We start from the raw sequence: 25,227 nt of genomic DNA on the forward strand, positions 1-25,227 counted from the left end.
ACTCGCACGACAACTTCACCTGGGGCCTCACCGTCTTCTCCAACGCGGGACTCGTCAACGGAGAGCTCGAGACGAACCTGCGGCTCTACCTGGCGCAGAAGTGGCGCACGCCTACGCCCGAGAACAGCAAAGGCGACGGCGACGGCGGGGGCATGAACTGGGGCATCCCGGAGGACGAGCTCGCCATCTACTTCAACTCGGATGGGTTCGCGGCGGACATGGTCCCCGAGTACGTCTACCAGCTCTACAAGCCCATCGTCGGAGACAAGAGCGGCCTGCCCATCCAGGAAGGCCGGGCCGCGAGCTTCTTCAAGTTCTACGTCAAGTCGGGTCGCTTCGACGGCTACGTGTTGCCCACGGGCTGGTTCGGCTTCGCGCCGCAGTTCGTGCCCAGCATCAAGCTGCCCGCGGTTCCCTACTGGAAGGGCTATGTCGTGGCGCTGGTGGTCTCCGACCCGACGCCGGATCTGCCTGCCGACTCCACGGGCGACGAGGTGTGGATCTTCGACTCGGAGAACATGAGCAAGGGGCCCATCTGCCGGCTGGGCAGCAAGAACTTCGACGTGGGCATGACGTTGCACACCACGTTCCTTCCGCCAGGGCTGGGAGAGATCCTCGACGGCCACGTGCCGGAGGATGAAGGCCCGCGGTACTGCGTGGACGTTCGCGAGGACTACAACGTGGACGCGATGAAGAAGACGTACGCGGACTGGCTGCCGGGCCTGTTCCCTCGCGTCCCGAGCGTACTCTTCACGCCGTGGAGGCTGGGCGTGAGGTGGGCGCTCAACTTCCCGAAGCTGCGCAAGGTGTTCGAGGAAAATGTGTACCCGAACTTCCCGCTCCAGCGCCCGCGGTCTCCTCCGGGCAAGGGTGGCAAAGAAGACTGAGCGTCACGCTCCGACTTGTCGTGCCGGGCTCCCTTCACCTACCGTCTCCGGGCTTTCACAGACACGGAGGCAACACCATGCGCTGCATGCTCTCGCGGTTGACGTATGGGTTGGTGGTGGGAGTCGGGTTGATGGGCTGCGGTATCGAAGACCCTGGAGCGACCTCCGAAGAGGAGTTCCAGGGGTCGGTGGAGCAGCACATCTACAACGCGCGCTGCCAGACGGATCACGCTGGATACCAGACGGGTCGCTGCCTCGACGTCTTGTCGCTCAACACGTGTCAGTACGTCCCGTACACGTCCGCGAGCACGAACTGCATCACAGGGAAGGTTCATCCAGGCGGTTTGCGCGCGCTGTGCAACATCTACCTGAACAGCAACTACTGTCAGGACCCCCAAGAAAACTGAGTGCCTCACCCGAGCGCCGCGCGAGTCCATCCCGTGCGGCGCTCACGCGTCACTCACGCGCCATGACGGTGCGAGTGGCGTCCGCGAAGAGCGCGTCGGGCACGGAGGCGAGGACTTCATCACGGCGTCCCTCCACCCAGGCCCAACGTGCCCCCAGCTTCGTCACCAGCCCCAGGGTTCCGCCGCGAAGCCTCGCGATGAAGTGTCGCGCCTGGCCCTTGCCACCATCGACACGCCACAGCACCGCGTCGAGTTCTGGCAGGGGCGTACCCGCCGCGAGCAAGGGAGCGATGGCTGCCTGACACTCCAACCGGAGGATGCGCGCGTCCAGCTCCACGAGGAAGTCGTGCACGCTCAGCTCGCCGCGCGTCTCCGGCTCGCTCAGATACTTCACCACCCGAGCCACCGCCGCGGTGAGGTGGACATACGTGTCCTTGCCGCGACACAGCGCCGCCGCCGCGCCCGCTGTGCGCCGGGCCACCGCGAGCGCCTCCGACTCCTTGGGCTCGGAGCGGGAGTCCGCGATGAGCCGGTGGTATGCGCGGCCCGCGTGGCTGGTCAGTTGCTTCTCATGACCGAGCGAGAGTGATTCCTGTGGAGTGAGTCGCGAGGGCTTCGACAGGAAGTCACGCACGTGGTCCAGCACGCGTCGTGCGACGGCCTCCTCGAACCGGTCCGCGAGGTGTGGCGCCACGAGTGCGGAGACCCACAGCCCCAGTTCCACCTGCCCCGCCGCTGGACAGACAGGACGCGGTCCACCGAGCGCCCATGGGCCCGAGGGCCGGTCCTCCGGGCTCGCGACCTGGAGCGCTGCCTTCAAGATGATGTGACAGTGGGCCAGCTCATCGACCGCCGCCATGCACGCGCTCCTTCACACCCCGGCCATCACCGTGTCGACAATCTTCGCGGAGCACAATACCGCGGGCAGTCCCGCCCCCGGATGCGTCCCCGCCCCCACGAGGTAGAGCCGGTCCACGTCCTCGCTCTTGGCCTGGGCCCGGAGGAACGTGGTCTGCATCAGCGTGGGCGCGAAGCTGAACGCCGCGCCCAGGAACGAGCGCAGGTCATCCCGGAAGTCCTCCGGCGTGAAGACTCGCGACGTCACCAACTCCTGCCCCAATCCGGGCAACACCGTGCGCGACAGCCGAGCCTCCAGCTTGCGACGGAACACCTCCGCCCGCGCCTTCCAACTGGACCCGTCTCCCAGATGTGGCACCGGCGCCAGCACGTAGAACGCATCGTGGCCCGGCGGTGCCAGCCCCGCGTCCGTCGCCGTCGGCCGATGCAGATACAGCAACGGGTCCTCGGAGGGCAGCCCTGGACCGTCCAGCCCCGAGAACATGCCCTTGAAGTCCCGACCGAACAGCAGCGTGTGGTGCGCCACCTCCGGATACTGTCGCCGCGTTCCGAAGTACCAGAGGAACACGCTCATCGAGTACCGCGCCTGCTGGATGCGCGTGTCCGTCCAGTGACTGCGCACGTGCCGGGGCAGCAGATACCGGTACGTCCAGGCCGCGTCCGCGTTGGACACCACGGCCTCGGCCGGAAGCCAGGAGCCATCACCGAGCCGAACGCCCGTCGCCTTGCGCCCCTCCACCGTGATCTCCGACACCTCGCTGCCGTAGCGAACCTCGCCCCCCAGCGACTCCAGCAAGGACACCAGTCCTCGCACCAGCGCTCCCGTTCCCCCCACCGGAAAGAACGCGCCCCAGCGCCGCTCCACGAACTGGATGGACGTGTACACGGCGCTCGCGGGCGAGAACGGACTGCCGCCGATGAGCAGCGGATGGAAGCTCAACGCCTGTCGGAGCCGCTCGTCCTTCACGTGACGCGACACCAGGCCGTACATGCTCCGGAACGCCTCGTCGCGCACCAGCGCCGGGGTGAAGGGCGCGAGGCTCAGCACGTGCGGCACCGGAGCGCTCATCAGCGGACCGATGCCCGCTTCATACATGCGCTCGACACGGGCACTGAGCGACAGGTAGCCCGCCTCGTCTCCAGGCGAGAGGCGCCGCACCGCCGCCAACATCGCTTCCTTGTCCGTGTGGTAGTCGAACGTGAAGCCATCCGGGAAGCGCATCCGGTACAGCGGCGTCACCGGCTTCAGCTCCACATGGTCGGCCAGCTTCCGTCCAGCCAGCGCCCACAGCTCCTCGAGCAGGTGCGGACAGGTGATGACCGTGGGCCCGGCATCGAAGGTGAATCCGTCCTGCTGGAAAGCGTGGGCCCGACCTCCAGGCCCAGCTCTCCGCTCCAGGACGGTGACGCGCCAGCCCCTCGCGGCCAGTCGGACCGCCGCCGCCAACCCACCAAAACCACTGCCAATGACGAGGACGCGCCTGCCGTCTCGCCGCGCGTCGGGTTCCACCCTGGCCGAAGGTCGCATCACCGTGGAGGTTCCATGGCACACCCGGGTCGCGGTCTCCACTCCAGCGAGCAGGCAACCCAGCTGGCGAAGCGACCGGGCGCTGTTGCGAGCGTGGGGGGGCACAGCTAGCCTCCCCCGTCCAAGGCCTCCACGGGGGGGTGCCGCGCCCCTGCGCGCACGGGTTGAGCAATGATTGAGGTTCCTGGCTACCGCAGCGACAGAGCGCTCTCCGCCTCCGGCGCCTTCCAGCTCCTGCGCGCCACACGCGCCGAGGACGGCGCCCGTGTCACCTTGAAGGTCGCGGAGACCACACGGCCCCCGTCCCTCACCAATCGCCTCCGCCACGAATTCGAGCTCACCCACACCCTCCGCCTCGACGGCATCCTCCACCCCCTGTCCCTGGAGGAGTCCCGCCCCGGAATGTCGGTGCTCGTGCTCGAGGGCTTTGGAGAGACGACGCTTGCCCAGCGGCTCACCTCGGGCCGCATCGAGGCCCGCGCCGGCTGCCGGCTCGCCGTCGCCATCGCCCGCGCCGTGGGCCAGCTCCACGCCGCCGGCATCCTGCACCGCGACCTGCAACCCGCCTCCGTGCTGCTGAGCGCGGACGGCACCTCCGTGAAGTTGACCGGGCTCACCCTGGCCACGCGTCGCGCTCGCGCCGAAGTCGCGCCCGTCGCCCCGGAGCGACTGGAGGGTACGCTCGAATACCTGTCGCCGGAGGCCACCGGCCGCACGCACCGCAGCGTCGACTCGCGCAGCGACTTCTACTCGCTGGGCGTCATGCTGTTCGAGCTGTTCACCGGCCGTCGGCCCTTCGCGGACACCGATGCCCTGGGGCTCATCCACGCGCACGTGGCGCTGCCGCCGCCCGCGCCGAATGACCTGGTGCCGGAGCTGCCTCGCCCCCTCTCGGCGCTCGTCCTCAAGCTGCTCGCGAAGTCTCCCGAGGACCGCTACCAGAGCGCGTACGGACTGGTGGCCGACCTTCAGCGCTGCCTCGATGCACTGGAGGAGTCCACGGGCTCCGTGCCCGACTTCGAGCTGGGCACGAAGGACGTGCCCGAGCGCTTCGCCGTCCCCGAGAAGCTCTACGGTCGCGAAACGCAACAGGCCGAGCTGAAGGCCGCCTTCGAGCGCGCCGCGTCCGGCCGCTCCGGCTTCGTGCTGCTCACAGGCGCGGCCGGCATGGGCAAGTCCGCGCTCACCGGCACACTCAAGCGTCCCGTGTCGGCGAAGCATGGCTTGTTCGTGCGGGGCAAGTACGACCAGCTCCTCCGCGACACACCCTACAGCGGCATCTTCGAGGCCTTCCGCGAGGTGGCCCGGAGCCTGCTCGGCGAGGAGCGGCTGGAGGACTGGCGCGCGCGCCTGCTGGAGGCCCTGGGCGGCATGGGGCGACTGGTGGTGGACGCGGTGCCGCGCATGGCGCTGGTGCTGGGCGAGCAGCCTCCCGTCGCCGAGCTGGGACCCGCCGAATCGGAGCTCCGCTTCCAGCTCGTGTTGCGCAAGCTGGTGGGGGTGCTCGCGACGAAGGAGCATCCGCTCGTCATCGTGCTGGATGACCTCCAGTGGGCCGACAGCGCCAGTCTCCAGTTGCTGCGCCTGCTCCTGTCGGACCGGGGACTCAGTCACCTGCTCGTCGTGGGAGCCTGCCGCTCGGAGGAGCTCGGACCCGAGCACCCCGTGGAGGCACTCAAGCAGGCCCTGCGCGACGCGGGCACGCCCGTGCAGCGCATCGACCTGGAGCCGCTGTCTCCCGAGCAGATCACTCGGCTGGTCGCCGACGTCTTCCCCGCGGCGGCGGGTCAGCCAGACACGCAGCTCGACGCGGTGGTGCTCTCGTTGACGGAGGGCAATCCGTTCTTCGCCGTGCAGCTCCTGCGCGCCTTCTACGAGCGCGGCCTGGTGCGCTTCGACGCGGAGGGCGGCGGGTTCCGTTGGGATGGCGGAGCGCTGCGAGGCCAGGACTTCAGCGATGGCGTGGTGGCGCTGCTCACCGCGCGGATTCGCGAGCTGAGCCCGGGTGCCCAGGCGCTGCTGCCCATCGCGGCGGCCCTCGGCCACACCTTCACGTTGCGCAACCTCGCGGTGGTGCTGGAGCGCTCGCCCGAGCAGGCCGAGGAGGCGCTGGACGAAGTCCTCCAGGCGGGCCTGGTGGCACCGGTGGGCGAGCGGCTCGCGGACATCGAGAGCAGCGACAGCTTCCAGTTCGCGCATGACCGCGTCCAGCAGGCCGCGCTGGAGCTGACGCCCGTCAGCGAGCACCCGGAGGTCCACGCGCGCATCGGCCGCCTGCTGCTGCGGCACACGCCGCCCGAGCTGATGGACGAGCAGCTCGCCGACATCGTCAGCCACTTCCACCTCGCCCTGCCCGTCCTGAAGGACGCGGAGGAACGGCACCGCGTGGCGGAGCTGGACCTGCGCGCGGGACGTGGCGCCAAGTCGCGCGGTGCGTGGGCCGCGGCGCTGCGGCTGCTCACGACGGGGCGACAGCTCCTCGGGGACGACGGGTGGAAGTGGGACCGCTCGCTCGCGTTCGACCTGCACGTCGAGGCGGCCGAGGCGGCCTACCTCGCGGCGGACTTCGAGCAGATGGAGCGGCTGGCCAGCACGGCGCTGGCACACGCGGCGGACCGACTCGAACAGGTCCGCGTGCACCTGGTGCGGCTCCAGTGTCATTCGCACCGGGGTGAGCACGAGCGCGCGGTGGACCTGGGGCTGAAAGTCTTGGGGACGCTGGGCCAGCACCTCCCCGCGAAGCCCAAGCAGGCGCATGTCCTGGCCGCCGTGGCGAAGACGAAGCTGTACCTGGGGCTGCGCAAGCCCGAGGACCTGGAGTCATTGCCAGAGCTGACGGACCCGCTGCTGCTCGCCACGCTGCGGGTGATGATGAAGCTGGCCACGGCCGCGTTCATGGCCCGGCCGCTGCTCTTCCCGCTCGTCGTGCTGCGCAACCTGCAGATCTCCATCCGTCACGGCGCCACGGGTACGGCTGCCTTCGGCTACGTGGGTTACGGCCTGATGCTCAGCGTCCACCTGGGCAATCCCGAGGAGGGCTATCGCTACGGGCGGCTGGCCTTGAAGACGCTGGACCGCTTCGGCGCGGAGAGCCTTCGGTCGATGGTCCACTTCGTCTTCAACCTCTTCATCCGTCACTGGAAGGAGCCGCTGTTGCCGTGCATCGACGACTTCTTCGCCGGTGCGGGCAAGGGTCAGGAGACGGGAGACATCGAGTACTTCGCGTACAACGCGAGCGCGGGCTGCGCCGTGTCGCTCATCGCGCGGGACGGACTGGTGGAGCACGGTCCGCGCGTCGACCGGTTCATGGAGGCGCTCGCCTCGCATCGGCATCAGAACGTGCCGTTCCTCCAGTACACGAGGCACACGCTCGACGTGCTCACGGGGGCCTTCACGGGGGACGTGGAAGCGCGGGAGCGGGACATCGTCGCGCCGTATCACCAGCTCGGGTACGCCAACGGCATCGCCACCTGCGACGTCATGCGCACCATGCGGCGCTGGCTGTGGGGTGATGCGCACGGTGCGCTGGAGAGCGCGGCGGCGGTGGACGCACGCGTGGAGCTGATCGCCGGGCAGATGTACCTGCCCTGGTACAAGTTCTTCCAGGGCCTGGCGCTCCTCCAGCTCCATCCCTCGCGAGGACCGATGGAGCGAATCCGCTCGTCGCGCTCCATCGAGGCCCTCCGCAAGCAGATGCGTGGCTGGGCTCGCATCGCCCCGATGAACTACGGCGCGCGAGCGGAGCTGCTCGACGCGGAGCGCGCACGCGTGGACGGACGCGCCGAGCTGGCCGCGGATGGCTACGACCGCGCCATCCGGCTGGCGCGCGAGCACGGCCTGTCGCTCGACGAGGGTGTGGCCTGCGAACGGGCGGCGCACTTCCACCTGGCCACGGGCCGCGAGCGGGTGGCCCGCTCGTATCTGGAAGAGGCTCGAAGCGCGTATCTGCGCTGGGGCGCGCGGGCGCTCGTCTCGAGAATGGAGCGAGAGCATCCGCGCCTCTTGACCTCCTCCGCACCGGAGCCCTCGCGGACCGAGGAGTCCGGGGGCACTCCGCTGGCCGCGTTGGATTTGGAGTCCGTGCTCAAGACGGCGCGCGCGCTGTCCGGCGAAATCGTCCTGGACAAGCTGCTGCGCAAGTTGATGACGCTGCTCATCGAGAACGCGGGCGCGCGGCGCGGCTTCCTCATCCTCAAGAAGCCCGAGGGCCTCTTCATCGAAGCGGAGGGCTCCGTGGATGGAGCCCGGGTCCTGCAAGGACAGGCGGCCGTGTCGGTGGAGTCGTCGTCCACGGCGCTGCCGGCGTCCATCGTCCACTACGTCGTCCGCACTGGAGAGACGGTGCTCCTGGATGACGCCACGGCGGAGGAGCCCTTCTCCGAGGACCCGTACGTCCGCGAGGCGAGGCCCAAGTCCGTGCTGTGCAGTCCGCTGCTGAAGCAGGGCTCGCTCACCGGCGTGCTGTACCTGGAGAACGACGCGACGCGCGGCGCCTTCACCCCCGAGCGCCTGGAGGTGCTGCGCCTCTTGTCCTTCCAGGCCGCCATCTCACTGGAGAACGCGGGGCTGTACGCGAGCCTGGAGGAGTACAGCCACACGCTGGAGCGGCGCGTGGAGGAGCGCACCGCGGAGCTGCAGAGCAAGAACGTGGAGCTGGCGGGCACGCTCAGCCGCATCCAGGAGATGCAGCGACAGTTGGTGGCGCAGGAGAAGCTGGCCTCCCTGGGCTCACTCACGGCGGGCATCGCCCACGAGTTGCAGAACCCGCTCAACTTCGTGAACAACTTCTCGGAGCTGTCCGCGAAGCTGGCCGACGAGCTGGACTCCACGCTGCGGGGCATGACGGACAAGTTCGACGCCGCCACGGCGGAGGACGTGCTGGAGACGCTGGAGGACCTGAAGCAGAACTCCAAGCGCATCCAGTCCCACGGCCGGCGCGCGTCGAACATCATCAAGACGATGCTGCGGCACTCGCGGCGCTCGGAGGGCTCGCGCAGCCGCGCGGACCTGAACATGTTGATTCGCGACAGCGTCAACCTGGCCGTGCAGGGGCTGCGGGCCCGGCAGGGCGCGGCCACGGTGGAGACCGACACGGAGCTGGACGCCGCCGTCGGCAACGTCGAGGTGGTGGCCGGCGACATCAGCCGCCTGCTCATCAACATCCTCGACAACGCCTTCTACGCCACGGTGCAGAAGCAGCAGCAGGCCGAGGCGGGCTTCGTCCCACGCGTGCGGGTCTCCACCCGCCGCCAGGGAGACCGCGTGGAGCTGCGCGTGCGAGACAACGGGCCGGGCATTCCGCTGGAGATTCGCGAGAAGTTGTTCGACCCGTTCTTCACCACCAAGCCCGCGGGCTCCGGCACGGGCCTGGGCCTGTCGCTCTGTCACGACATCGTCCAGGAGCACCAGGGCGAGATTCGGGTGGAGAGCGTCCTCGGCGAGTACGCCGAGTTCATCATCTCCATCCCCGCCACTCGGTCCAGCAGCGCCGCCGTCGACTGACGCCGGACATGAGAAGGCCCCTCGTTCCACATGGGAAGGAGGGGCCGGAACCACGGAAGAAGCAGCGCGGCGGCTAGGCCGTCTTCTTCTCCTTCTCCATGACGAGCTGGGGCGCCTCGTGACGGGTGATGACCGTCTCGGTGATCTTGCACTCCTTGACGCCCTCACGGAACGGCACGTCGTACATGATCTCCAGCATCGCGTCCTCGAGGATGGCGCGCAGGCCACGCGCTCCGGAGTGGCGGCGCATCGCCTCGCGAGCGATGGCGCGCAGCGCCTCCTTCGTGAAGGTCAGCTTCACCTTCTCCATCTCGAAGAGCTTCTGGTACTGCTTCACCAGCGCGTTCTTCGGCTGGGCGAGGATGGTGACCAGGTCCTCTTCCTTCAGGTCATTGAGCGTGGCGATCATCGGCAGACGACCGATGAACTCGGGAATCATCCCGAACTTCATCAGGTCCTCAGGCTCGGTCAGCGCCAGCAGCTCGCCCACGCTGCGGTCCTCGCGGTGAGAGATTCGCGCCCCGAAGCCCAGGCCCTTCTCGCCCACCCGGCGCTTGATGACGCCGTCGATGCCGTGGAACGCGCCGCCGCAGATGAACAGGATGTTCGTCGTGTCGACCTGAACGTACTCCTGCTGGTTGTACTTCTTGCCACCCCGCGGGGTGACATTGGCGCGCGTGCCCTCGATGATCTTGAGGAGCGCCTGCTGCACGCCTTCACCGCCCACGTCGCGGGTCGCGCTGGGCATGTCGCCCTTGCGCGCGATCTTGTCGATCTCGTCGATGTAGACGATGCCGCGCGCCGCCTTCTCCACGTCGTAGTCGGCGTTGTGGAGCAGGTTCTGGATGATGTTCTCCACGTCCTCACCCACGTAGCCCGCCTCGGTGAGGCTGGTGGCATCCGCGATGGTGAAGGGGACGTTGAGGAAGCGCGCCAGGGACTGCGCCAGCAGCGTCTTGCCGCTGCCCGTGGGGCCAATGAGCAAGATGTTGCTCTTGCTCAGCTCCACCTCCTCGCCCGACGGACCCTTCACGCCTGGGCGTGGCCGTGCCGTGGGCTTCTTCTGGTAGATGCGCTTGTAGTGGTTGTACACCGCTACAGCGAGTACCTTTTTGGCCTGGTCCTGCCCGATGACGTACTCATCGAGAAACGCCTTGATTTCCGAAGGCGTTGGCAGACTGACCTGAGGCTTGCCTTCTTCACGCTCGTTCTCATCCGCGATGATGTCGTTGCAGAGCTTGATGCACTCATCGCAGATGTAGACCGTAGGTCCCGCAATCAGCTTGCGGACCTCGCGCTGCGATTTTCCGCAGAACGAGCAGGACAGGTTGACGTGGTGCTCCTTCTTCACTGCCGCCTCCGAGTTCGCCGACCCCGGATCCCCCGGAGCCACTTCGCCGTCCACCGCTCCCCTACCCACACGGCCTGCCCACGTCTCGAACAGCCGTTGGGCCCACCTACATGGGGCCCACAACCACTATAGGGCCCTGCCCCCTGGGCAGGAAGCCCAACGGTGCGGGCCCGTTACGGAGCGTACAGCGTCCGCAACGGGTGAGCGTTCAGTAACAGTGGCTCAGGCGTCCGTCACGCCCGAGGCGAGCTCTTCTACGTCATCGGCCAGGGTGGCTGCCCGCTCGGCAACAGCGTTCGGAATCTTGCGACACCCCGCCAGCTCGCTGGCGAGCTTCCGGGCCATCGACGCCAGCTTCCTCACCTGGAGGCTCTCGGGCGGCGGCTCGGGGGGGGGACGGGGGAATCGCTCGGTGAACTCCTTCTTCAGCTCCGTCGGCGACTTCTCCGGGCTCCAGATGCTGTCACGTAGGGACTTGTATTCAGTGGGAGACAACTGCCCCCGTTCCTCGGCGTCGGCCAGCACTTCAATCACTTCGAAGGCAGGGGCCTTTTCGGGGAACTCCTGGGCCCGCAGCTCCTCCTCGGGCTCATGCTTGGCCAGGAAGCTGAAGGAGCGGGTCAGCTTGAGGGCCGTCTGCTTCTTGATGTGCAGTTCCTTGAGGCAGTAGGCCTCGAAGGTGGGGTGGCCCCACTCCTCGAACTTCGCCTCGTCCCGGACCGTCACGAGCAACTTCCCCAGCTCGGCCCAGGTGGACTTGAAGCGCTTGGCGGCCATCAGCACGGTGTGACGGAAGGTCCCCGGCGGAACGCTCAGCGCTTTCTTCGCGATTTCGGTCTCGGCAACGGATGCGGCGGACATGGCCCCGGTATGGGGCATGCCCGGGATGTGGGCAAGAAAGTGGCCCTAGCCCCGCTTGCCGATATTGAACGACAGACCCACCGTCGCCCGCTCCCCGTCGTAGGCCCGGAACGGCCACTTCTGCAGCTCCACGAAGAGGCAGTCGTAGAGTGGACCTTTCTTGAACTGGGGGTTGTCCACCCAGAGCTTGTTGACCTTGCCGTCGTTGCCGATGACGAACTCCAGGGGGATTTTCGCCGCCAGCCCGGGGCTGCGCTCGGCCTCCTCCTTGAAGCACTTGAAGAGCGTGGACTTGTTGCCCGCGACGATGCGGTTGATGGCGCTCTGGTCGAACTGCTGGGAGACCTCCATGCCCTCCGCGTCCGTGTTCACGCTCCCCGTGGGGCGTGGCGGCTTGCGGTCCTCCGTGCGTGAGGCGGAGGCCACGGCCGTGGGCTTGCTCGTGCCCGTCGCCGGCTTCGTCGTGCCCGTGTCGGCGGGCTTGTTCGGCCGGGCGGCGCCCTGCGTGGGGTACTCGAAGAGCTCCTCGTCGTCCTGACGCGCCTGCGCCACGCGGATGACGGGGGCCTCCATCTCGATGCCCTCGAACTCGTCCTCGCCGAACCAGCCGTGCACCGCGGCGTTGCGCGCCAGGAACAGGCCCGCGGTTCCCAGCACCAGCGCCAGCGCGCCCGCGACGCCGCCGAGCACCATGACGCGCTTGTGGTTCTTCTCCCGCTCCACCTGGACGGCCGCGTCCACGCGCACGCGCGCCTCGGAGAGCGCGACATGCACCTTGAAAGGCTCCACCTCCTTCATGGGGTGGAAGTCCCGCTCGCCGGCCAGGGCCAGGGGGGAATCGGGCGTCAACTCACCCGTCTTGAGCTTCTCCACGATCTGGGAGCCGCTCACCGGTCCAAGGACCAGGTCTCCATGTCGGAAGAGCCACTGCCCATCCACGTCCGCCGCGAGTTCTTGTCCAGCCGCCATTTCGCGCGCGATTATCCCGTGTTACCCCGCGCCCTCGCAACGCCGTGCTTCCTTCGACCTCCAAGCGGATTCCTGTCGCACTGTGGATCTGGTACTGCGGCGGAAACTTCCGCGGCTTCCAGCGCCAACCGGAGGGGCCCACCGTCCAGGAGGCCCTGGAGGGAGCCCTGCGCTCGGTGGGGGTGCCCGCGACGGTGATGCCCTCGGGGCGGACGGACCGGGGCGTCCATGCGCGCATGCAGGTGGTGAGCGTCCGGCTGGAGGCGGGAGATTCGCCGGAGTCGCTCGCCCAGCGGTTGCCCGCACACCTGCCGTCAGGGCTCGGCCTGTGCCTGGTGCGCCGCCCCGGCTCCTTCCATGCCCAGTGGAGCGCGAGCGGCAAGGAGTATCGATATCGAATGCGGCTGGGCGGCGGCGCGCCGGTGCCGGAATGGGCGCCCTACTCGCTCGACGTGGCGGGCGAGGAGGTGGGGCTCCATGGGCAAGGCGCGACGGTGAAGCCCGAGCGCGTGGCGGAGCTGCTCGCCATGGCCGCGGGCACGCGGGACTTCATCGCGTTCCATGAGAAGTCCAGCCCCCGCAAGCCACGCACGCTGGAGTCCGCCACCCTGCACGAGCGGGGCGGAGGGCTCTTCGAGGCGAGGCTGATCGGGGACGGCTTTGCCCGCTACCAGGTGCGCTACGTGGTGGGTGGCGCGCTGAAGGTGGCGGCGGGGCTGCTTCCAGAAGAGGCCTGGCTGGCGGCGCTGGAGACAGGGGCGGCCATGGAGGGCTTCAAGGCGCCCGCTCACGGCCTGATGCTCTGGGAGGTTCGCTACCCTCCTGGAGTGGATCCCTTTACCGCCCCGGAGCGTCTCCACCCTCCAGGGCTGCCGCTGGAGCCACCCTTCCTGCCCGGGTGACACGCGGCGGATCCACGCTTCAAGTGCTTCAGTCGACGAGGCGCTCTTCGTACTTCGCCAGCAGATCCGAGATGGCCTCCCGGAGGTACTCGCTCTGACGAATACGGGTGGTGCGCGACAGCTCCTTCAAGGAGTCGAGCTTCTCGCGGTTGAGCCGAAAAACCACCGAAGTGAGACGGGGATTCATGTCCAAGTGCGCAACCTCCTACAGATGCGCACACCATCTCACAGCCCTTTTTGATCGCAAGATTTTCACTCGGATCCGCCTACCGGGAAGATCCACTGCAGCCCGGTGAAGCCCTCGGCATCGGCGCGGAGTCCGGATCCGAACCCGAGCGTGAGCCCGAGTCCCCCGTACACCGCGAACCGCTCCGAGAAGGTGTGTCGCAGGCCGAAAGCTACGCGAGGCCCCACCCACGGCCCAGAAAACGGACGCACGACGGCGCCGAGATCCACGAAGGACTGCCACGACTCGTCCCCGAAGACGCTGCGGAAGCCCCCCACCAGCGAGAGCTCCGGCTGCCGGAGGCTGCCGCGGATCACCACGAAGACCTCGTCCCCGTCGTGACCCACCGTGAGGGAGGCTCCCACGTCGAGCAGCGCGTCCAGCCCCTTCACCACCTCCGCGTCCCCGCCGTTGATCAACTCCGTGTACGAGGCCCCGGGTCCGAGGATCAGCGAGAAGGCGCTGCGATCCCGATACGGCGAGTCCACGTACTCGGCGGCCCCGGCGCTCAGCGGCGAGAGCCATGCGGCCACCCACGCGACGCCCCACCCCGTCGCGGCCCGCTGTCGGCTCCGCTGCGTCATCAGCTCACGACGGGCAGCGCGAAGCCCCTGGACTCCTGGGCCACGGGCTTCGTCACGCCAGCGGCCTCATTCAGGCGGCCGGAGCGGAACGGCTCCAGATCCAACGACACGAACTTGAACCCCAGCGCGAGGAACGCGGTGTTGATCCGCTGGCGCACGTCCGCGACGAGGAACCGCTCGTACTCCTCGGCGGCCACTTCCAGCCGTGCCACCTCGCCGTGGTAGCGCACGCGGAACTGCCGGAAGCCCAGCTTGCGCAGCTCCGACTCGGCCGCGGCGATCTGCAGCAGCCTGTCCCGCGTTACCGCCGTGCCGTACGGAATCCGCGACGCCAGGCACGCCATCTGCGGCTTGTCCCACGTGGGCAGCCCCAGCGACTGGCTCCAGGCGCGAATCTCCTCCTTCGTCAGCCCGGCATCCGCCAGCGGAGAGCGCACCGCGTGCTCTCGCGCCGCCTTGTGCCCCGGCCGGTGGTCCTTGAAGTCGTCGGCGTTGAAGCCGTCCACCACCACCGACAGCCCCAGCTCCGTCCGCTTCGCCTCGCAGATGTCGTACAGCTCCGTCTTGCAGAAGTAGCAGCGGTTGGTGGGGTTGGCCGCGTACTGAGGGTTGGCCAGCTCGTTGCTGCCCAGGACGATGTGCCGGGCCCCCATTCGCTCCGCCAGCTCCCGAGCCTCCTGCGCCTCCTCGGGCGCCACCGAGGCGGACAGCGCCGTGAGCGCCAGGGCCCGCTCGCCCAGCTCCTCCACTGCCACCTTCAGGACGAACGTCGAGTCCACCCCTCCAGAGAAGGCCACCAGCGCACTGCCATGGGCACGCAGCGCGGCGCGCATGGCCTCCAGCTTGGGACGCGATGACTCACACAGGGCCTGGATTCGCTCGGGGCTCAGCATGGAGCACTCCTAAAACGGAAGGGCCCCGGATTGCACGCGCATCACGCGGCAACCTGGAGCCCTTTTCATGAAGTGGAACAAGGGCCGTGTCCGGCCCCCTGCTCAGCGGGCCTTGCTCTTCGCGGACTTCTTCCCCGCCGGCGCCGGCTTGGCGACCCGAGCCGCACGCGTGGCGGGACGCGACTTCGCGCCCTTGTCCGCCTTGTCGGCCTTGGCCGGCTTCACCTTGGCGGCCACCTTCGGCTCCTCCGCCCGACGGGCCTTGGCGCCGTTGCCCTTCTCGGGCTTCTCGGACTTCTCCGCCCGCTCACCCTTGGCCGGCAGCGGGTTGGCCTTCATCCGCTTGCCGGTGATGGTCTTCAGCTCCTCGGTGGTCATGTAGCCGAGGTCCAGGAGCGACTGGAAGATCTTCGCGGCGCCGTCCTCCACCGACTCCACGTCGGAGTGGATGGTGACCTCCGGAGAGTTGGGCGGCTCGTACGGCTCGGTGATGCCGATGAAGTTGGGGATCTCCCCGTTGAGCGCCTTCTTGTACTTGCCCGTGCTGTCGCGCTCGATGAGCTTCTCGGTGGGGCAGTCGACGTAGACCTCCACGTAGCGGCCGATGGCGCGGCGGTTCTCCTCGCGCTTCCCCTTGTAGGGGCTCACGCAGGGCACCAGGGCGGCGACACCATTGCGCGTCAGGACGTTCGCCACGAAGCCGAGGCGACCGGCAATCGTGTTGCGCTCGTCCTTCGAATCACCCAGGCCCGCCCAGAGTTCGTCGGCGAGCTCGCCCTCGTCGAGGATCTCCACATTGCGGCCGACTTGTCGGAGCCGCGCCGCGATGTAGGCGGCAGTGGTGCTCTTACCGGTACCGGACATGCCGGTCAGCCAGAGGGTGAATCCAGTGTTGGAGGCCATAAGGGTTTTCAACTCCCATGCGTCCGGAGCGCTTCTTGCACGCCGCGGTGGACGCCGCAGATCCAGAAGATGGACGTGGTTATAGACGAAAACCCACGCACTTGACAATTCAGGCGCACCTTTCCGCAGGTAGGGGTGACAGGCAGTCAAGTGCTTGGGCCTACTGGGCTTTTTCGTTCTTGCAATGGTCTTTTCAGACCCGTTGCGTCTGAAAATCTCCATCGGCCCACCCATACTCGGACACCCAGGACACACAGCCCCGGTGTACGGATGCGATGAGATAGGAAACTCCCGGTAGCAACGGATGCCCTGCCGGGGCAGCCTGGGAGCGATCTTCCGCCGAAAAAGTGGGAGGCCCGTCTACATGGGAGTGGAACACCCCCATGACCTGCTCGCCCCGTGAATCCGCCTGGAGACACACCGCCAACCACGCCTCGGGGTCGAAGGCGTAGGCGAGCGCGGGGCGCGGGGACACGTTGCGCAGGGGGCACACCCGCCAGGAGTCAGCCTCGGAGGCGTGGAGGATCACACCGCAGCCCTCCAGCGGGTAGCACGCTTCCAGGTGTTGGAGGACTTCGCGGCGGACCGCCTCCGGCCAGCGTGGATCAGCCCAGGGGCTCACGGCGAGGGAGGTTCGGCGCGGGCGGCGCACCGGGAGCACCTGCGAAGGTCCATCTCCTCCAGGCCTCCTGGGGGCACCAGCCAGCGCCCTCCCAGCGTCGGTCCCAGGCCCAGACGGAGCCGCTGGAACACCATGGCCCCCACCGTTCCGAGCGCCACGCCCAGGGCGCCGTCAGGCGGCGGCCCCAGGTGCCGCACCGTCTCGCCGAAGCACCAGACGCACCCCTCCGAGCCCCGGAACACCACGCCCGCGCGGGCGCCATCGCCGCAGAGCGCCACCCAGGGGGCCTCCCCGCTCCAGGCCGTGGGCAGCTCCGCCAGCAGTCCCCCACTCCGCTCCGGGTTCGCCGCGTCCGGGTTGAGCGCCGACACCTCGCGGGCCAGCGTCGCCGCCATGGGCTGGCCGACGTCGGTGGCCGCCACGAGGAAGCCTGGAGCCCAGGGGCCCAGCGTGAGCGCACCCACGCCTGCCACGGGGGTCCCGCCTCCCGCCAGGTACGCCGCCGCCGTCATCCCCGACGCGCCCGTGGCGTCCACGCGCGCGCCGCCGGCCAGAAGCGACTCCTGGCCGCGACCACCCACCTCGCGCAGGAGGATCTGCCGGGAGTAGCGGAGGATCTGATCTTCACGCAGGGCCATGCGGCGTCACCCTCCCGCCATCGCGGGGATGAGGGTGAGACGGTCCGCGTCCTTCACCGGCGTGTCCAGCTCTCGCAGGGCGCGGATGTCCTCCTCGTTGAGGAAGACGTTGACGTAGCGCCGGACGGCGCCGCGCTCGTCCAGCAGTCGCGCGCCGATGCCCGGGTAGCGGGTGTCCAGGTCAGCCAGCACCTCGCGCACGGTGGCGCCGGAGGCACTGACCTCCGCCTGATTGCGCGTCAGCGCCCGCATCGTCGAGGGAATCCGAATCGTCGCCATGGCTCTCACCTTCCCTGCTTGCGGAGCACCAGTCGGTGCGTTCCATCCTCGCGCGGCTCGAGGGAGACGACCTCGTGCCCCTCCTCGCGCGCGCTGCGGGGAACGTTCTTCAGCGGCTCGTTGCCCCGGAGCCACACCTCCAGCAGCGCCCCTGGCTCCAGCGCTTCCAGCTTCAGCTTGGTGCGCACGTAGGTCATCGGGCAGACCTCGCGGGTGATGTCCAACGTCGCCGTCACCTCGCTCATGGCCGTGCCTCCCCCCTCAGCGCGCGCATGCCGTGCCCTCCTCGGGAGAGGCCGGAACGGCGGTGATGCGGCAGCCCGGACAGTCCTCGGCCCGTTCGACGCGCGTGCGCCGGCCCAGCAGCGTGTTCCCATCCAGCACGTGCAGCACGGCCTCGCCCGGCACGCGGCGCGCGGCGCCCGCGAGCAGCTCCAGCACCAGCAGCGCCTGCACCGAGCCCACCAGCCCCGCGAGCGAGCCGAGCACTCCCGCCTGTGCGCACGTGGGCACCGAGTCCGGCGGAGGTGGCGCCTCGTAGAGACAGCGCAGACAGGGCCCCTGGGGCTCCACGCGCATCGCCTGCCCCTGCATCCGCAGCACCCCTCCGTAGACGAGCGGCACCCCCGTCAGCACCGCCACGTCCGAGAGGAAGAACTTCGTCGCCACGCCATCGGTCGCATCGATGACGGCGTCGTGCGCGCGGAACAGGCCCTCCACGTTGTCGGCGTCCACGCGCTCCGCGAGCACGTCCGTCGTCAGCGCCGGGAAGGCCCGCATGAGGCCCGCCGCCACGGACTCCGCCTTGTTGCGCCCTACGTCCTCCGCGCGATGCCAGAGCTGCCGGGGCAGGTTCGTCACGTCCACGCGGTCCGGATCCGCCAGCGTCAGGTGGCCGACACCCGCCTGCGCCAACGCCAGCGAGGCCGGACACCCGAGCCCCCCTGCTCCCACGACGAGCACCCGCGAGCGCTCGATGCGGGAGGCGTGAGGAATCCGGGGATGGTGGTGCTCTTCTGGTCCGTGCATCGGTTGCTGCTCCGCGAGGGCGGATGCGAATAACGTGCGGGACCCTGCGTCGCACCTGGCAACAGTTGGGCGCAGGCGCCCTTTCCACACACAGCCAGGACATATGAGAAACCTGACCGGCGTGCTCGTCTTTTCCACCACCCTGCTGCTCGTCCACGGCTGCCACAAGAACACCGGCGAGGCCCAGGGCCCCGCGGACGCAGCCGCTCCCACCGCCGACGCCCAGGGCCCGGCCGAGGCGGCGAAGTTCCCCGACAGTGGCCAGGCGCTCCAGGAGCTCGCCCCCGTGGACACGCAGAAGTCCGGCGTCGACTCCGGCACGCTCGCGTCCAACACGCCCGACGCGGCCCCCCCCGCACAGGGCAACCTCAAGGAGACCAACACCCCCGAGGCCCACCGGGCCGCGCTCGAGTCCTGCGTGGACCGCTGGCTCGCGAAGCACAAGCTGGACTCCTACGGCAACGCCGAGGGCACCATGTACGCGGGCGGCACGCCCCTCTTCGACGAGCGCACCGGCGAGTCCACGGACCGCATGGCCTACGTGTTCAACCAGAAGCCGGAGGCTCGCAAGGTCTGCATGAAGGGCACCGCGGCCTCCAAGTAACGCGGCCCTCCCGCATGCCTCCCCGCCCGCCGGGGAGGTGGGCGAAGCACCCCAGGGATTCCCGCACCCCCGTGCGCTCCCGTAAGCTGCCGCCCAATGAATTCGAATCTCGCCCTGGGCGAGGAGACCCCGGCCAATGACCTCCGCGCGCGAGTGCGCGAGGTCCTCCTGCGCCGCAAGCTGACGGACAGCGTCTCCACGGAGCAGGCCACCGCGTCCTGGGAACAGGACCGGTTCGTCGCCCGGGCCCGCGCCCTCTTCTACGCGCGAATGATGTTCCTCACGCTGGGATTGCTCATCCTGGCGGTGCCCACGTGGAGCGGCTACTTCGGCCTCACCGGAGCCTTCTCCTTCCTGGGCTACTTCACGATGCTGCTCTACAGCGTCGCGAACCTGCTCGTCATCGACCACCCCAAGGCCGGCCGGTGGGTGACGTACACCACGCTGTGCCTGGATCTCGTCATCCTCGTGATCCTCATCGCCAAGCCCGCGGTGGGCGGCGGTCTGCAGAGCCCGCTGCTCGCCACGCAGCTGCTCTTCACCACCCTCTTCTCCATCCTCTACCCCAAGCCGCTCGCCATCCTCCCGCCGCTGCTGGCGCTGCCGATAACGACGCGGCTGGACCTGCTGCTCAACCGCTCCGTGACGGCGGTGGAGCTGCTCACGCTGCTCTGGTACCTGGCCCTCAACTTCATCATCGTCTACGTGCTCGTGTACCTGAACGAGCGCGAGGCCGCCGCGCACCGCGAAGTCGTCGCCCTCCAGGGAGACCTCAAGGAGCTGGCCGTGGTGGAGGAGCGCAACCGGCTGGCGCGAGAGATCCACGACGGCCTGGGCGCCTCGCTCTCGTCGATGATCATCCAGGCGGAGTACATCCTGAACCTCGCGCGCGAGGACGGCCTGCGCGAGGAGATTCGCGAGCTGAAGGCCACCGCCGAGGAGTCCATCGAGGAGCTGCGCCGCAGCCTGCGGATGATGCACGAGGACTTCGAGCTGTCGCAGGGCCTGGAGGACTACGCCCAGACGTTCCAGGAGCGCACGGGCATGTCCATCCAGTTCGAGCGCACGGGCCTGCAGCGCAAGATGTCCCCCGACGCGCAGCTCGCCCTGTTCCGAATCCTCCAGGAGTGCCTGTCCAACGCGGTGAAGCACGCCGACGCGAAGCTCGTGCAGGTGAAGCTCGACTACACCGAGGACCGCGTGCACCTCATCGTCCACGACAACGGCAAGGGCTTCGACCCTCAGCGCACGCCGCGCGGACACTACGGCCTGCTGAACATGCGCGAGCGCGCCATGAAGCTCGGCGGTCAGCTCATCGTGGATTCGTCACCGGGCTCGGGCGCCCAGGTGGCCTTCTCCCTCCCCTGCCCCCCGACATGACCGGAGCCCCCGTGGACGCCCCGCAGCCCTCCTCCACTCCCGCGCAGCCGCCCATCCGCGTCTTCGTCGTGGAAGACCAGACGAAGATCCTCAAGAACCAGCTGCGCCTCTTCGAGGGTCACCCGGAGATCGACATCGTCGGCACCGCGCTGTCCGGCGAGGCCGCGCTGGAGGACGTCCCGCGCCTCATGCCCGACGTCCTCCTCCTGGACCTGGGCCTGCCGCGCATGAGCGGCATCGACGTGACGCGCGAAATCAAGGCCGTCTATCCGAAGATGGAGATCCTCATCTTCACCATCTTCGACGAGGAGGACAAAGTCCTCGAGGCCGTGAAGGCCGGGGCATCCGGTTACATGCTCAAGGGCTCGCCGGTCGACAAGATCATCGAAGCCATCAAGGAAGTCCGCGCCGGCGGCACCGTCATCCAGCCCAACCTCGCGCGCAGGCTCCTGCGTCACTTCCGCGTCGACCCGGATGCCGCCCCCGTCCCCTCCGAGCCCGCGTCACCCCCTCCCGCGCCCGCGCCCGCCGCGATGAACCTCTCGCCCGAGGAGCCCCTGCTCAAGCCGCTGTCGGACCGCGAGCGCGAAATCCTCCAGCTCATCGCCAAGGGCGTCTCCAACAGCGAGGCCGCCCGGCTCCTCACCCTCAGCAAGGCCACCATCCGCACCCACCTGGAGCACATCTACCGGAAGCTCGAGGTGACCAACCGCGTCGAGGCCGTCACCGAGGGCATTCGCAAGGGCCTGATTTCGGTGTGACGGGAGATTTTCAAGCAAGCTCCAAAACCCGACATTTCCCGCTTTGTCCCACAAAAGCCGCAACTCACGGACATGGGCACCGATAACCCTCTTGTACGAAGTCTTCCGCCTTCGGCGAGAGAAAGAGGCCCTCCATGCTCCAGGTCGGTACGCGCGGTTCGGATGTGACGCGGCTGCAGAAGACCCTGGCCAAGGCCGGTTACAACCCCGGCACGGCGGACGGAATCTTCGGTGCGAAGACGAAGGCGGCGGTGGCGGCGTACCAGCGCAAGCAGGGGCTGGAGGCGGACGGAGTCGTGGGCAACAACACGGGCCGCGCCCTCTTCAACTCGCGCAACCAGGACATGTGGGACGGCAAGCCGGACGGCGCCAAGGGCCCCGGCGGCGTCCCCGGCAACTTCCCGGTGAACGGCACCAACCGCCAGAAGCTCGACTTCGCGTCGAACCTGGCCCGGCAGATGGGGCTCACCATCACCTCGACGACGGGCGGCAAGCACACGCCGGGCTCGTACCACTACAAGGGCCGCGCCATCGACGTGGCGGGCAGCCCGGCGAAGATGGCCGAGTACTACACGCGCCTCGCGGGCTCGAAGCCCACCGAGCTGTTCTATGACCCGAAGGGCGGCATCAAGAACGGCACGCCCATTGGCGCCATCGGTGGCCACCGTGACCACGTGCACGTCGCGTACTGAGTCTCCGCCCTCCTCGTGACACGCAAGGCCCGGTGGGAGCACGACTCCCGACCGGGCCTTCGCGCGTCAGGGCCTCGCCGCGCCCGCGGCCTCCACGACGAGGTCCGCATAGCGGTTGGCCGGGTCCTCCGGCCGCGTGCCGTCGCGGAAGTAGAACGTGTGTTCGTCCCACGCGTCCGGCCGCGCGTCGTTGGCGAACATCCACAGCGCGCCGGCGGCCACGCCTGACTTGCGCATGCACTCCAGCCAGCCGCGATACAGCGCGCGACGCTGGGACAAATCCAGGGCCCCCTCGTTGCGCAGGCCCAGCTCGCCCACGAACAGCGGCTTGCCCAGCCCTCGGGCGATGTCCGCGTGCTCGCGAATCCACCGCGCTCCCGCCTCGGCCATGTCCGCGTCGTCCAGGCCCCACGACTCCGGATAGAAGTGCACCGACGCGAAGTCGATGTACGGCGACGCGGTGTTGCGCGTGAAGCTGGAGCCCGGCGTGCGCAGCATCGTCGTGCCCGCACGCGCCCAGAAGGCGCCGTCATAACCCTCGGAGGACGGCTCGAAGCCTTCCTCTCCCGTTCCCACCAGGTGGCCTGGCGCGCGGGACTTCACCTCGCGCGCCACCTCATCCACCCACGCCCGCATGCGCGCGCCCTCCGCGTCCAGGCCTCGGCCACGCGGCTCGTTGAGCAGCTCCCACGCGAGCACCGCCGGATGGTCGCCGTAGCGGATGCCATCCTCGGTGTTCACCCGCTCCAACAGCCGCGCGATGTGCTCCTTGTAGAGCGCCACGACGACGGGCTCGGTGAAGAAGCGCGGGTCGCCCTGGATGGGAGAAGGCAGCCCCGCCCACGTTACGTACTGGCGCGTGCCCCCATACGCATCCCAGTAGTTGCCGAGCGTGAGCACCAGCCTGACGCCATGCACCCGCGCGCGGGCGAGCACCCGGTCCAACCCTCGCAGGGCGACCTCGTCGTACTCGAGCGGTCCCACCTGGATGGTGCTGTCACCCACCTTCTCCGGCGCTTCGTTGTGGCCATTGGTCCGCAGCGCCACGGCGCCGAGCGCCGCCGCCTTGGCCAGCACCTCCTCGACGATGGGTGATTCGGACAGGCCGCGTCGCACGTCGCGCGCGGCCTCCTCCTGGAGGAAGTAGGAGTTGAGCACCATGCTGCCCACTGGCAGGCGCTCCAGGCGCAGGGGCTCGGCGCTCCCACAGTTGGCCGCCGCTGCTTCCAGCATGATGGGCTCTCCCTCACCACACGCGCACAGCAAGAGGACGGGCGCGAGACAGGGACTCCAGCGCGGCGAGAACATGGAGCGCATCGTAACGGATGGGCTAGGTTGATGCCCGACATGGAGCTCCGACTCGAAGGCGTGTCCAAGACGTATCCCAATGGAACGCGTGCACTGCACGACGTCACCCTCACCATTCCGCGCGGCATGTTCGGACTGCTCGGCCCCAATGGTGCCGGAAAGTCGACGCTCATGCGCAGCATCGCCACGCTGCAGGACGTGGATGGCGGGACGATGACGTTCGACGGCATCGACGTGCGCCGCGACAAGGACAAGCTGCGCGACGTGCTGGGCTTCCTCCCCCAGGACTTCGGCGTGTATCCCAAGGTGACGGCCTGGGACATGCTGGACCACCTGGCGCAGCTCAAGGGCCTGTCGCAACGCGGCCCGCGCCACGACGCCGTGAAGGCGCTGCTCACCAAGACGAACCTCTGGGAGCACAAGGACCGCCGGCTCGGCGGCTTCTCCGGCGGCATGAAGCAGCGCTTCGGCATCGCCCAGGCGCTGCTGGGAGACCCCAAGCTGCTCATCGTCGACGAGCCCACCGCGGGCCTGGACCCGGCCGAGCGCTTCCGCTTCCACAACCTGCTCGCCGAAATCAGCGCGGACGTCGTGGTGCTCCTGTCCACGCACATCGTCTCGGACGTGGCGGACCTCTGCCAGAACATGGCCATCCTCGCCCAGGGCAACGTGGTGACGAGCGGCCACCCGCTCCGGCTGGTGGACGCGCTGCAGGGGCGCGTGTGGAAGCGCTTCGTCACCAAGCAGGAGGAATTGGACGCGCTGACGAAGGAGCTGGAGGTCATCGCCGTCAGGCGCGTGGCGGGCCAGCGACTGGTGCACGTCCACGCGGAGAGCGCACCGGCGGGCTTCGAGCCGGCGACCCCCGACCTGGAGGACGTCTACTTCCACGCGCTGTCACGCGCGTCGAAGAAGGCGTGAGCGAGGACACCCCATGTTCAGCGCTCTCGTGACATTCGAATTGCGGCGCCGGGTCAAGATGGTCTCGACCTGGATCTACGCCGCCGTGCTGGCGGGCGCCGGCCTGCTGCTGATGATGGCCACCGGCGGAGTCTTCCGCAGCGTCTCCGCCAGCTCCGGCTCCGAGCGAGTCCTGGCCAACAGCCCGCACACGCTCCTGGGCTTCACCACCACCATCGCCCTCTTTGGCCTCTTCATGGTCGCGGCCATCTTCGGCCAGGCCGCGCACCAGGACTTCGGCCACGGGACGTGGATGCTCATCTTCACGAAGAACGTGAAGAAGGCGCCATACCTGCTCGGGCGCTTCCTGGGCGCGTACCTCTTCAGCGCCACGCTGATGCTGGCCATCATTCCCGGCCTGCTCGTGGGCGCCGGCGTCGTGTGGCTGGTCGACAAGACGCAGCTCGCGCCACACCAGACGATGGCGTACGTGTGGCCATACCTGGTGGGCGTGTGGCCCACGCTGTTCTTCGCGGGGACGGTGTTCTTCTCGCTGGCCGCGCTCACGCGCCGCATGGCCCCGGTCTACGTGGGCATGGTGGTGCTGGTGCTGGGCTACCTGGTCATCAGCTCCGCCATGTCGGACGTGGCCAACCAGGAGCTCGGCTCGATTCTGGACCCGTTCGGGTTCACCACCATCGAGACCGTGACGCGGTACTGGACGCCCGCCGAGCGCAACAGGGACTTGATTCCGTTCACCGGCTGGCTGCTCATCAACCGGCTCCTGTGGATCGCCGTGGGCGCGGCGCTGCTGGGCCTCACCGTGGCGCGCTTCCGGACCACCGTGGAGGAGCACAGCGGCGCTCGCCCCGCGGCGCGCGAAGAGGCGCCCTCCGCGCCCGTGGCCATCCCCACCACGCGCGCCGAGCCCACGTTCGGAAGCTGGGTGCGCACGGCGCTGTCCTCCGCGTGGCTGGCGTTCCGCGATGTGCTCCGCTCTCCGGTGTACTGGTCCTTCGTCGTCGCGGGCCTGGCCTTCGTGTCGATCGCCTCGCTCATCTCCAAGCAGATCTTCGGCACCTCGACCCTGCCCGTGACATGGCAGGCGTTGGAGGTCGCCACGTCCACCTTCCATCCCTTCGT

At 68.6% G+C, this 25,227-nt stretch carries 25 protein-coding genes; 10 read left to right on the forward strand and 15 right to left on the reverse strand.

Annotation, left to right across the window (positions count from 1 at the left end):
- Positions 1–887, forward strand: an 887-nt coding sequence (locus tag ACN469_RS07515) for a carotenoid oxygenase family protein (protein ID WP_498765601.1), incomplete at its 5' end; no start/stop codon positions are given.
- 77 nt (positions 888–964) lie between these two features.
- On the forward strand, positions 965–1,294 hold the full coding sequence (locus tag ACN469_RS07520) for a hypothetical protein (RefSeq protein ID WP_498765603.1): 330 nt from the start codon (positions 965–967) through the stop codon (positions 1,292–1,294).
- Positions 1,295–1,343: 49 nt separating this feature from the next.
- Here ACN469_RS07520 and ACN469_RS07525 read toward each other — a convergent pair whose 3' ends face one another.
- The gene (locus tag ACN469_RS07525) at positions 1,344–2,153 is read right to left on the reverse strand and encodes a hypothetical protein (RefSeq protein ID WP_498765605.1); all 810 of its coding nucleotides are present in this window, start codon (positions 2,151–2,153) and stop codon (positions 1,344–1,346) included.
- Positions 2,154–2,165: 12 nt separating this feature from the next.
- The gene (crtI, locus tag ACN469_RS07530) at positions 2,166–3,680 is read right to left on the reverse strand and encodes a phytoene desaturase family protein (protein WP_498765647.1); all 1,515 of its coding nucleotides are present in this window, start codon (positions 3,678–3,680) and stop codon (positions 2,166–2,168) included.
- A gap of 171 nt (positions 3,681–3,851) precedes the next feature.
- Here crtI and ACN469_RS07535 point away from each other — a divergent pair, with 171 nt between their 5' ends.
- Positions 3,852–9,182: a trifunctional serine/threonine-protein kinase/ATP-binding protein/sensor histidine kinase gene (locus ACN469_RS07535; protein WP_498765607.1), complete on the forward strand. Its 5,331-nt coding sequence runs from the start codon at positions 3,852–3,854 to the stop codon at positions 9,180–9,182.
- Positions 9,183–9,255: 73 nt separating this feature from the next.
- Here the strand turns inward: ACN469_RS07535 and clpX are convergent, their stop codons facing one another.
- The 3 genes from clpX to ACN469_RS07550 form a co-directional block, all read right to left on the reverse strand.
- Entirely contained in the window at positions 9,256–10,533 is a 1,278-nt protein-coding gene (clpX, locus tag ACN469_RS07540; RefSeq protein ID WP_498765609.1) for an ATP-dependent Clp protease ATP-binding subunit ClpX, read from the reverse strand.
- A gap of 222 nt (positions 10,534–10,755) precedes the next feature.
- A complete protein-coding gene (locus ACN469_RS07545; RefSeq protein ID WP_498765611.1) occupies positions 10,756–11,412 on the reverse strand; it encodes a hypothetical protein in 657 nt (218 codons plus the stop codon).
- 27 nt (positions 11,413–11,439) lie between these two features.
- Positions 11,440–12,363, reverse strand: coding sequence for an AgmX/PglI C-terminal domain-containing protein (locus ACN469_RS07550; protein WP_498765613.1), 924 nt, complete (start codon positions 12,361–12,363; stop codon positions 11,440–11,442).
- A gap of 44 nt (positions 12,364–12,407) precedes the next feature.
- Between ACN469_RS07550 and ACN469_RS07555 the strand changes: the two genes are divergently transcribed.
- Complete coding sequence (locus ACN469_RS07555; protein ID WP_498765615.1) at positions 12,408–13,265, forward strand: tRNA pseudouridine synthase A; 858 nt, start codon at positions 12,408–12,410, stop codon at positions 13,263–13,265.
- 28 nt (positions 13,266–13,293) lie between these two features.
- Here the strand turns inward: ACN469_RS07555 and ACN469_RS07560 are convergent, their stop codons facing one another.
- The 9 genes from ACN469_RS07560 to ACN469_RS07600 form a co-directional block, all read right to left on the reverse strand.
- Positions 13,294–13,458, reverse strand: a complete 165-nt coding sequence (locus ACN469_RS07560) for a ribbon-helix-helix domain-containing protein (RefSeq protein ID WP_163864686.1) — start codon at positions 13,456–13,458, stop codon at positions 13,294–13,296.
- Between the two features lie 59 nt (positions 13,459–13,517).
- On the reverse strand, positions 13,518–14,075 hold the full coding sequence (locus ACN469_RS07565; RefSeq protein WP_498765617.1) for a hypothetical protein: 558 nt from the start codon (positions 14,073–14,075) through the stop codon (positions 13,518–13,520).
- The gene (larE, locus tag ACN469_RS07570) at positions 14,075–14,968 is read right to left on the reverse strand and encodes an ATP-dependent sacrificial sulfur transferase LarE (protein WP_498765619.1); all 894 of its coding nucleotides are present in this window, start codon (positions 14,966–14,968) and stop codon (positions 14,075–14,077) included. Before larE ends, ACN469_RS07565 begins: the two co-directional genes overlap by 1 nt.
- A 102-nt stretch (positions 14,969–15,070) precedes the next feature.
- A complete protein-coding gene (cysC, locus tag ACN469_RS07575) occupies positions 15,071–15,871 on the reverse strand; it encodes an adenylyl-sulfate kinase (RefSeq protein WP_498765621.1) in 801 nt (266 codons plus the stop codon).
- Between the two features lie 193 nt (positions 15,872–16,064).
- Positions 16,065–16,532 carry a M67 family metallopeptidase gene (locus tag ACN469_RS07580; protein WP_498765623.1) on the reverse strand — a complete coding sequence of 156 codons (468 nt, stop codon included), beginning with the start codon at positions 16,530–16,532 and terminating at the stop codon, positions 16,065–16,067.
- On the reverse strand, positions 16,490–17,131 hold the full coding sequence (locus ACN469_RS07585) for a ThiF family adenylyltransferase (RefSeq protein ID WP_498765625.1): 642 nt from the start codon (positions 17,129–17,131) through the stop codon (positions 16,490–16,492). The genes ACN469_RS07580 and ACN469_RS07585 overlap by 43 nt, the downstream gene beginning before the upstream one ends.
- Before the next feature lie 6 nt (positions 17,132–17,137).
- Positions 17,138–17,410, reverse strand: a complete 273-nt coding sequence (locus tag ACN469_RS07590) for a MoaD/ThiS family protein (RefSeq protein WP_498765627.1) — start codon at positions 17,408–17,410, stop codon at positions 17,138–17,140.
- Between the two features lie 5 nt (positions 17,411–17,415).
- The gene (locus ACN469_RS07595; protein ID WP_498765629.1) at positions 17,416–17,655 is read right to left on the reverse strand and encodes a sulfurtransferase TusA family protein; all 240 of its coding nucleotides are present in this window, start codon (positions 17,653–17,655) and stop codon (positions 17,416–17,418) included.
- Between the two features lie 16 nt (positions 17,656–17,671).
- Positions 17,672–18,439, reverse strand: a complete 768-nt coding sequence (locus ACN469_RS07600; RefSeq protein WP_498765631.1) for a HesA/MoeB/ThiF family protein — start codon at positions 18,437–18,439, stop codon at positions 17,672–17,674.
- A 103-nt stretch (positions 18,440–18,542) separates the two neighbouring features.
- Between ACN469_RS07600 and ACN469_RS07605 the strand changes: the two genes are divergently transcribed.
- From ACN469_RS07605 to ACN469_RS07620, 4 genes are all read left to right on the forward strand, one after another.
- The gene (locus ACN469_RS07605) at positions 18,543–19,043 is read left to right on the forward strand and encodes a hypothetical protein (protein ID WP_498765633.1); all 501 of its coding nucleotides are present in this window, start codon (positions 18,543–18,545) and stop codon (positions 19,041–19,043) included.
- Between the two features lie 96 nt (positions 19,044–19,139).
- Complete coding sequence (locus ACN469_RS07610; protein WP_498765635.1) at positions 19,140–20,423, forward strand: sensor histidine kinase; 1,284 nt, start codon at positions 19,140–19,142, stop codon at positions 20,421–20,423.
- On the forward strand, positions 20,420–21,184 hold the full coding sequence (locus ACN469_RS07615) for a response regulator (RefSeq protein WP_498765637.1): 765 nt from the start codon (positions 20,420–20,422) through the stop codon (positions 21,182–21,184). Before ACN469_RS07610 ends, ACN469_RS07615 begins: the two co-directional genes overlap by 4 nt.
- A gap of 134 nt (positions 21,185–21,318) precedes the next feature.
- Positions 21,319–21,876: a peptidoglycan-binding domain-containing protein gene (locus ACN469_RS07620; RefSeq protein WP_498765639.1), complete on the forward strand. Its 558-nt coding sequence runs from the start codon at positions 21,319–21,321 to the stop codon at positions 21,874–21,876.
- A gap of 66 nt (positions 21,877–21,942) precedes the next feature.
- Here the strand turns inward: ACN469_RS07620 and ACN469_RS07625 are convergent, their stop codons facing one another.
- Positions 21,943–23,184: a cellulase family glycosylhydrolase gene (locus ACN469_RS07625; RefSeq protein WP_498765641.1), complete on the reverse strand. Its 1,242-nt coding sequence runs from the start codon at positions 23,182–23,184 to the stop codon at positions 21,943–21,945.
- Positions 23,185–23,223: 39 nt separating this feature from the next.
- Here ACN469_RS07625 and ACN469_RS07630 point away from each other — a divergent pair, with 39 nt between their 5' ends.
- Both ACN469_RS07630 and ACN469_RS07635 read left to right on the forward strand, forming a co-directional pair.
- Entirely contained in the window at positions 23,224–24,105 is an 882-nt protein-coding gene (locus ACN469_RS07630) for an ABC transporter ATP-binding protein (RefSeq protein WP_498765643.1), read from the forward strand.
- Positions 24,106–24,163: 58 nt separating this feature from the next.
- Positions 24,164–25,227: ABC transporter permease (locus tag ACN469_RS07635; protein WP_498765645.1), on the forward strand; the 1,064-nt coding region annotated here is incomplete at its 3' end.

This window comes from Corallococcus terminator (assembly GCF_049194865.1).
GTDB classification, from domain to species: Bacteria; Myxococcota; Myxococcia; order Myxococcales; family Myxococcaceae; genus Myxococcus; species Myxococcus terminator_A.

Coding starts and splice junctions, on each gene's coding strand:
- ACN469_RS07520 (WP_498765603.1), top strand. CDS start 965: ATGCGCTGCATGCTCTCGCGGTTGACGTATGGGTTGGTGGTGGGAGTC.
- ACN469_RS07525 (WP_498765605.1), bottom strand. CDS start 2,153: ATGGCGGCGGTCGATGAGCTGGCCCACTGTCACATCATCTTGAAGGCA.
- crtI (WP_498765647.1), bottom strand. CDS start 3,680: ATGCGACCTTCGGCCAGGGTGGAACCCGACGCGCGGCGAGACGGCAGG.
- ACN469_RS07535 (WP_498765607.1), top strand. CDS start 3,852: ATGATTGAGGTTCCTGGCTACCGCAGCGACAGAGCGCTCTCCGCCTCC.
- ACN469_RS07545 (WP_498765611.1), bottom strand. CDS start 11,412: ATGCCCCATACCGGGGCCATGTCCGCCGCATCCGTTGCCGAGACCGAA.
- ACN469_RS07550 (WP_498765613.1), bottom strand. CDS start 12,363: ATGGCGGCTGGACAAGAACTCGCGGCGGACGTGGATGGGCAGTGGCTC.
- ACN469_RS07565 (WP_498765617.1), bottom strand. CDS start 14,075: ATGACGCAGCGGAGCCGACAGCGGGCCGCGACGGGGTGGGGCGTCGCG.
- larE (WP_498765619.1), bottom strand. CDS start 14,968: ATGCTGAGCCCCGAGCGAATCCAGGCCCTGTGTGAGTCATCGCGTCCC.
- cysC (WP_498765621.1), bottom strand. CDS start 15,871: ATGGCCTCCAACACTGGATTCACCCTCTGGCTGACCGGCATGTCCGGT.
- ACN469_RS07585 (WP_498765625.1), bottom strand. CDS start 17,131: ATGGCCCTGCGTGAAGATCAGATCCTCCGCTACTCCCGGCAGATCCTC.
- ACN469_RS07590 (WP_498765627.1), bottom strand. CDS start 17,410: ATGGCGACGATTCGGATTCCCTCGACGATGCGGGCGCTGACGCGCAAT.
- ACN469_RS07595 (WP_498765629.1), bottom strand. CDS start 17,655: ATGAGCGAGGTGACGGCGACGTTGGACATCACCCGCGAGGTCTGCCCG.
- ACN469_RS07600 (WP_498765631.1), bottom strand. CDS start 18,439: ATGCACGGACCAGAAGAGCACCACCATCCCCGGATTCCTCACGCCTCC.
- ACN469_RS07605 (WP_498765633.1), top strand. CDS start 18,543: ATGAGAAACCTGACCGGCGTGCTCGTCTTTTCCACCACCCTGCTGCTC.
- ACN469_RS07610 (WP_498765635.1), top strand. CDS start 19,140: ATGAATTCGAATCTCGCCCTGGGCGAGGAGACCCCGGCCAATGACCTC.
- ACN469_RS07615 (WP_498765637.1), top strand. CDS start 20,420: ATGACCGGAGCCCCCGTGGACGCCCCGCAGCCCTCCTCCACTCCCGCG.
- ACN469_RS07620 (WP_498765639.1), top strand. CDS start 21,319: ATGCTCCAGGTCGGTACGCGCGGTTCGGATGTGACGCGGCTGCAGAAG.
- ACN469_RS07625 (WP_498765641.1), bottom strand. CDS start 23,184: ATGTTCTCGCCGCGCTGGAGTCCCTGTCTCGCGCCCGTCCTCTTGCTG.
- ACN469_RS07630 (WP_498765643.1), top strand. CDS start 23,224: ATGGAGCTCCGACTCGAAGGCGTGTCCAAGACGTATCCCAATGGAACG.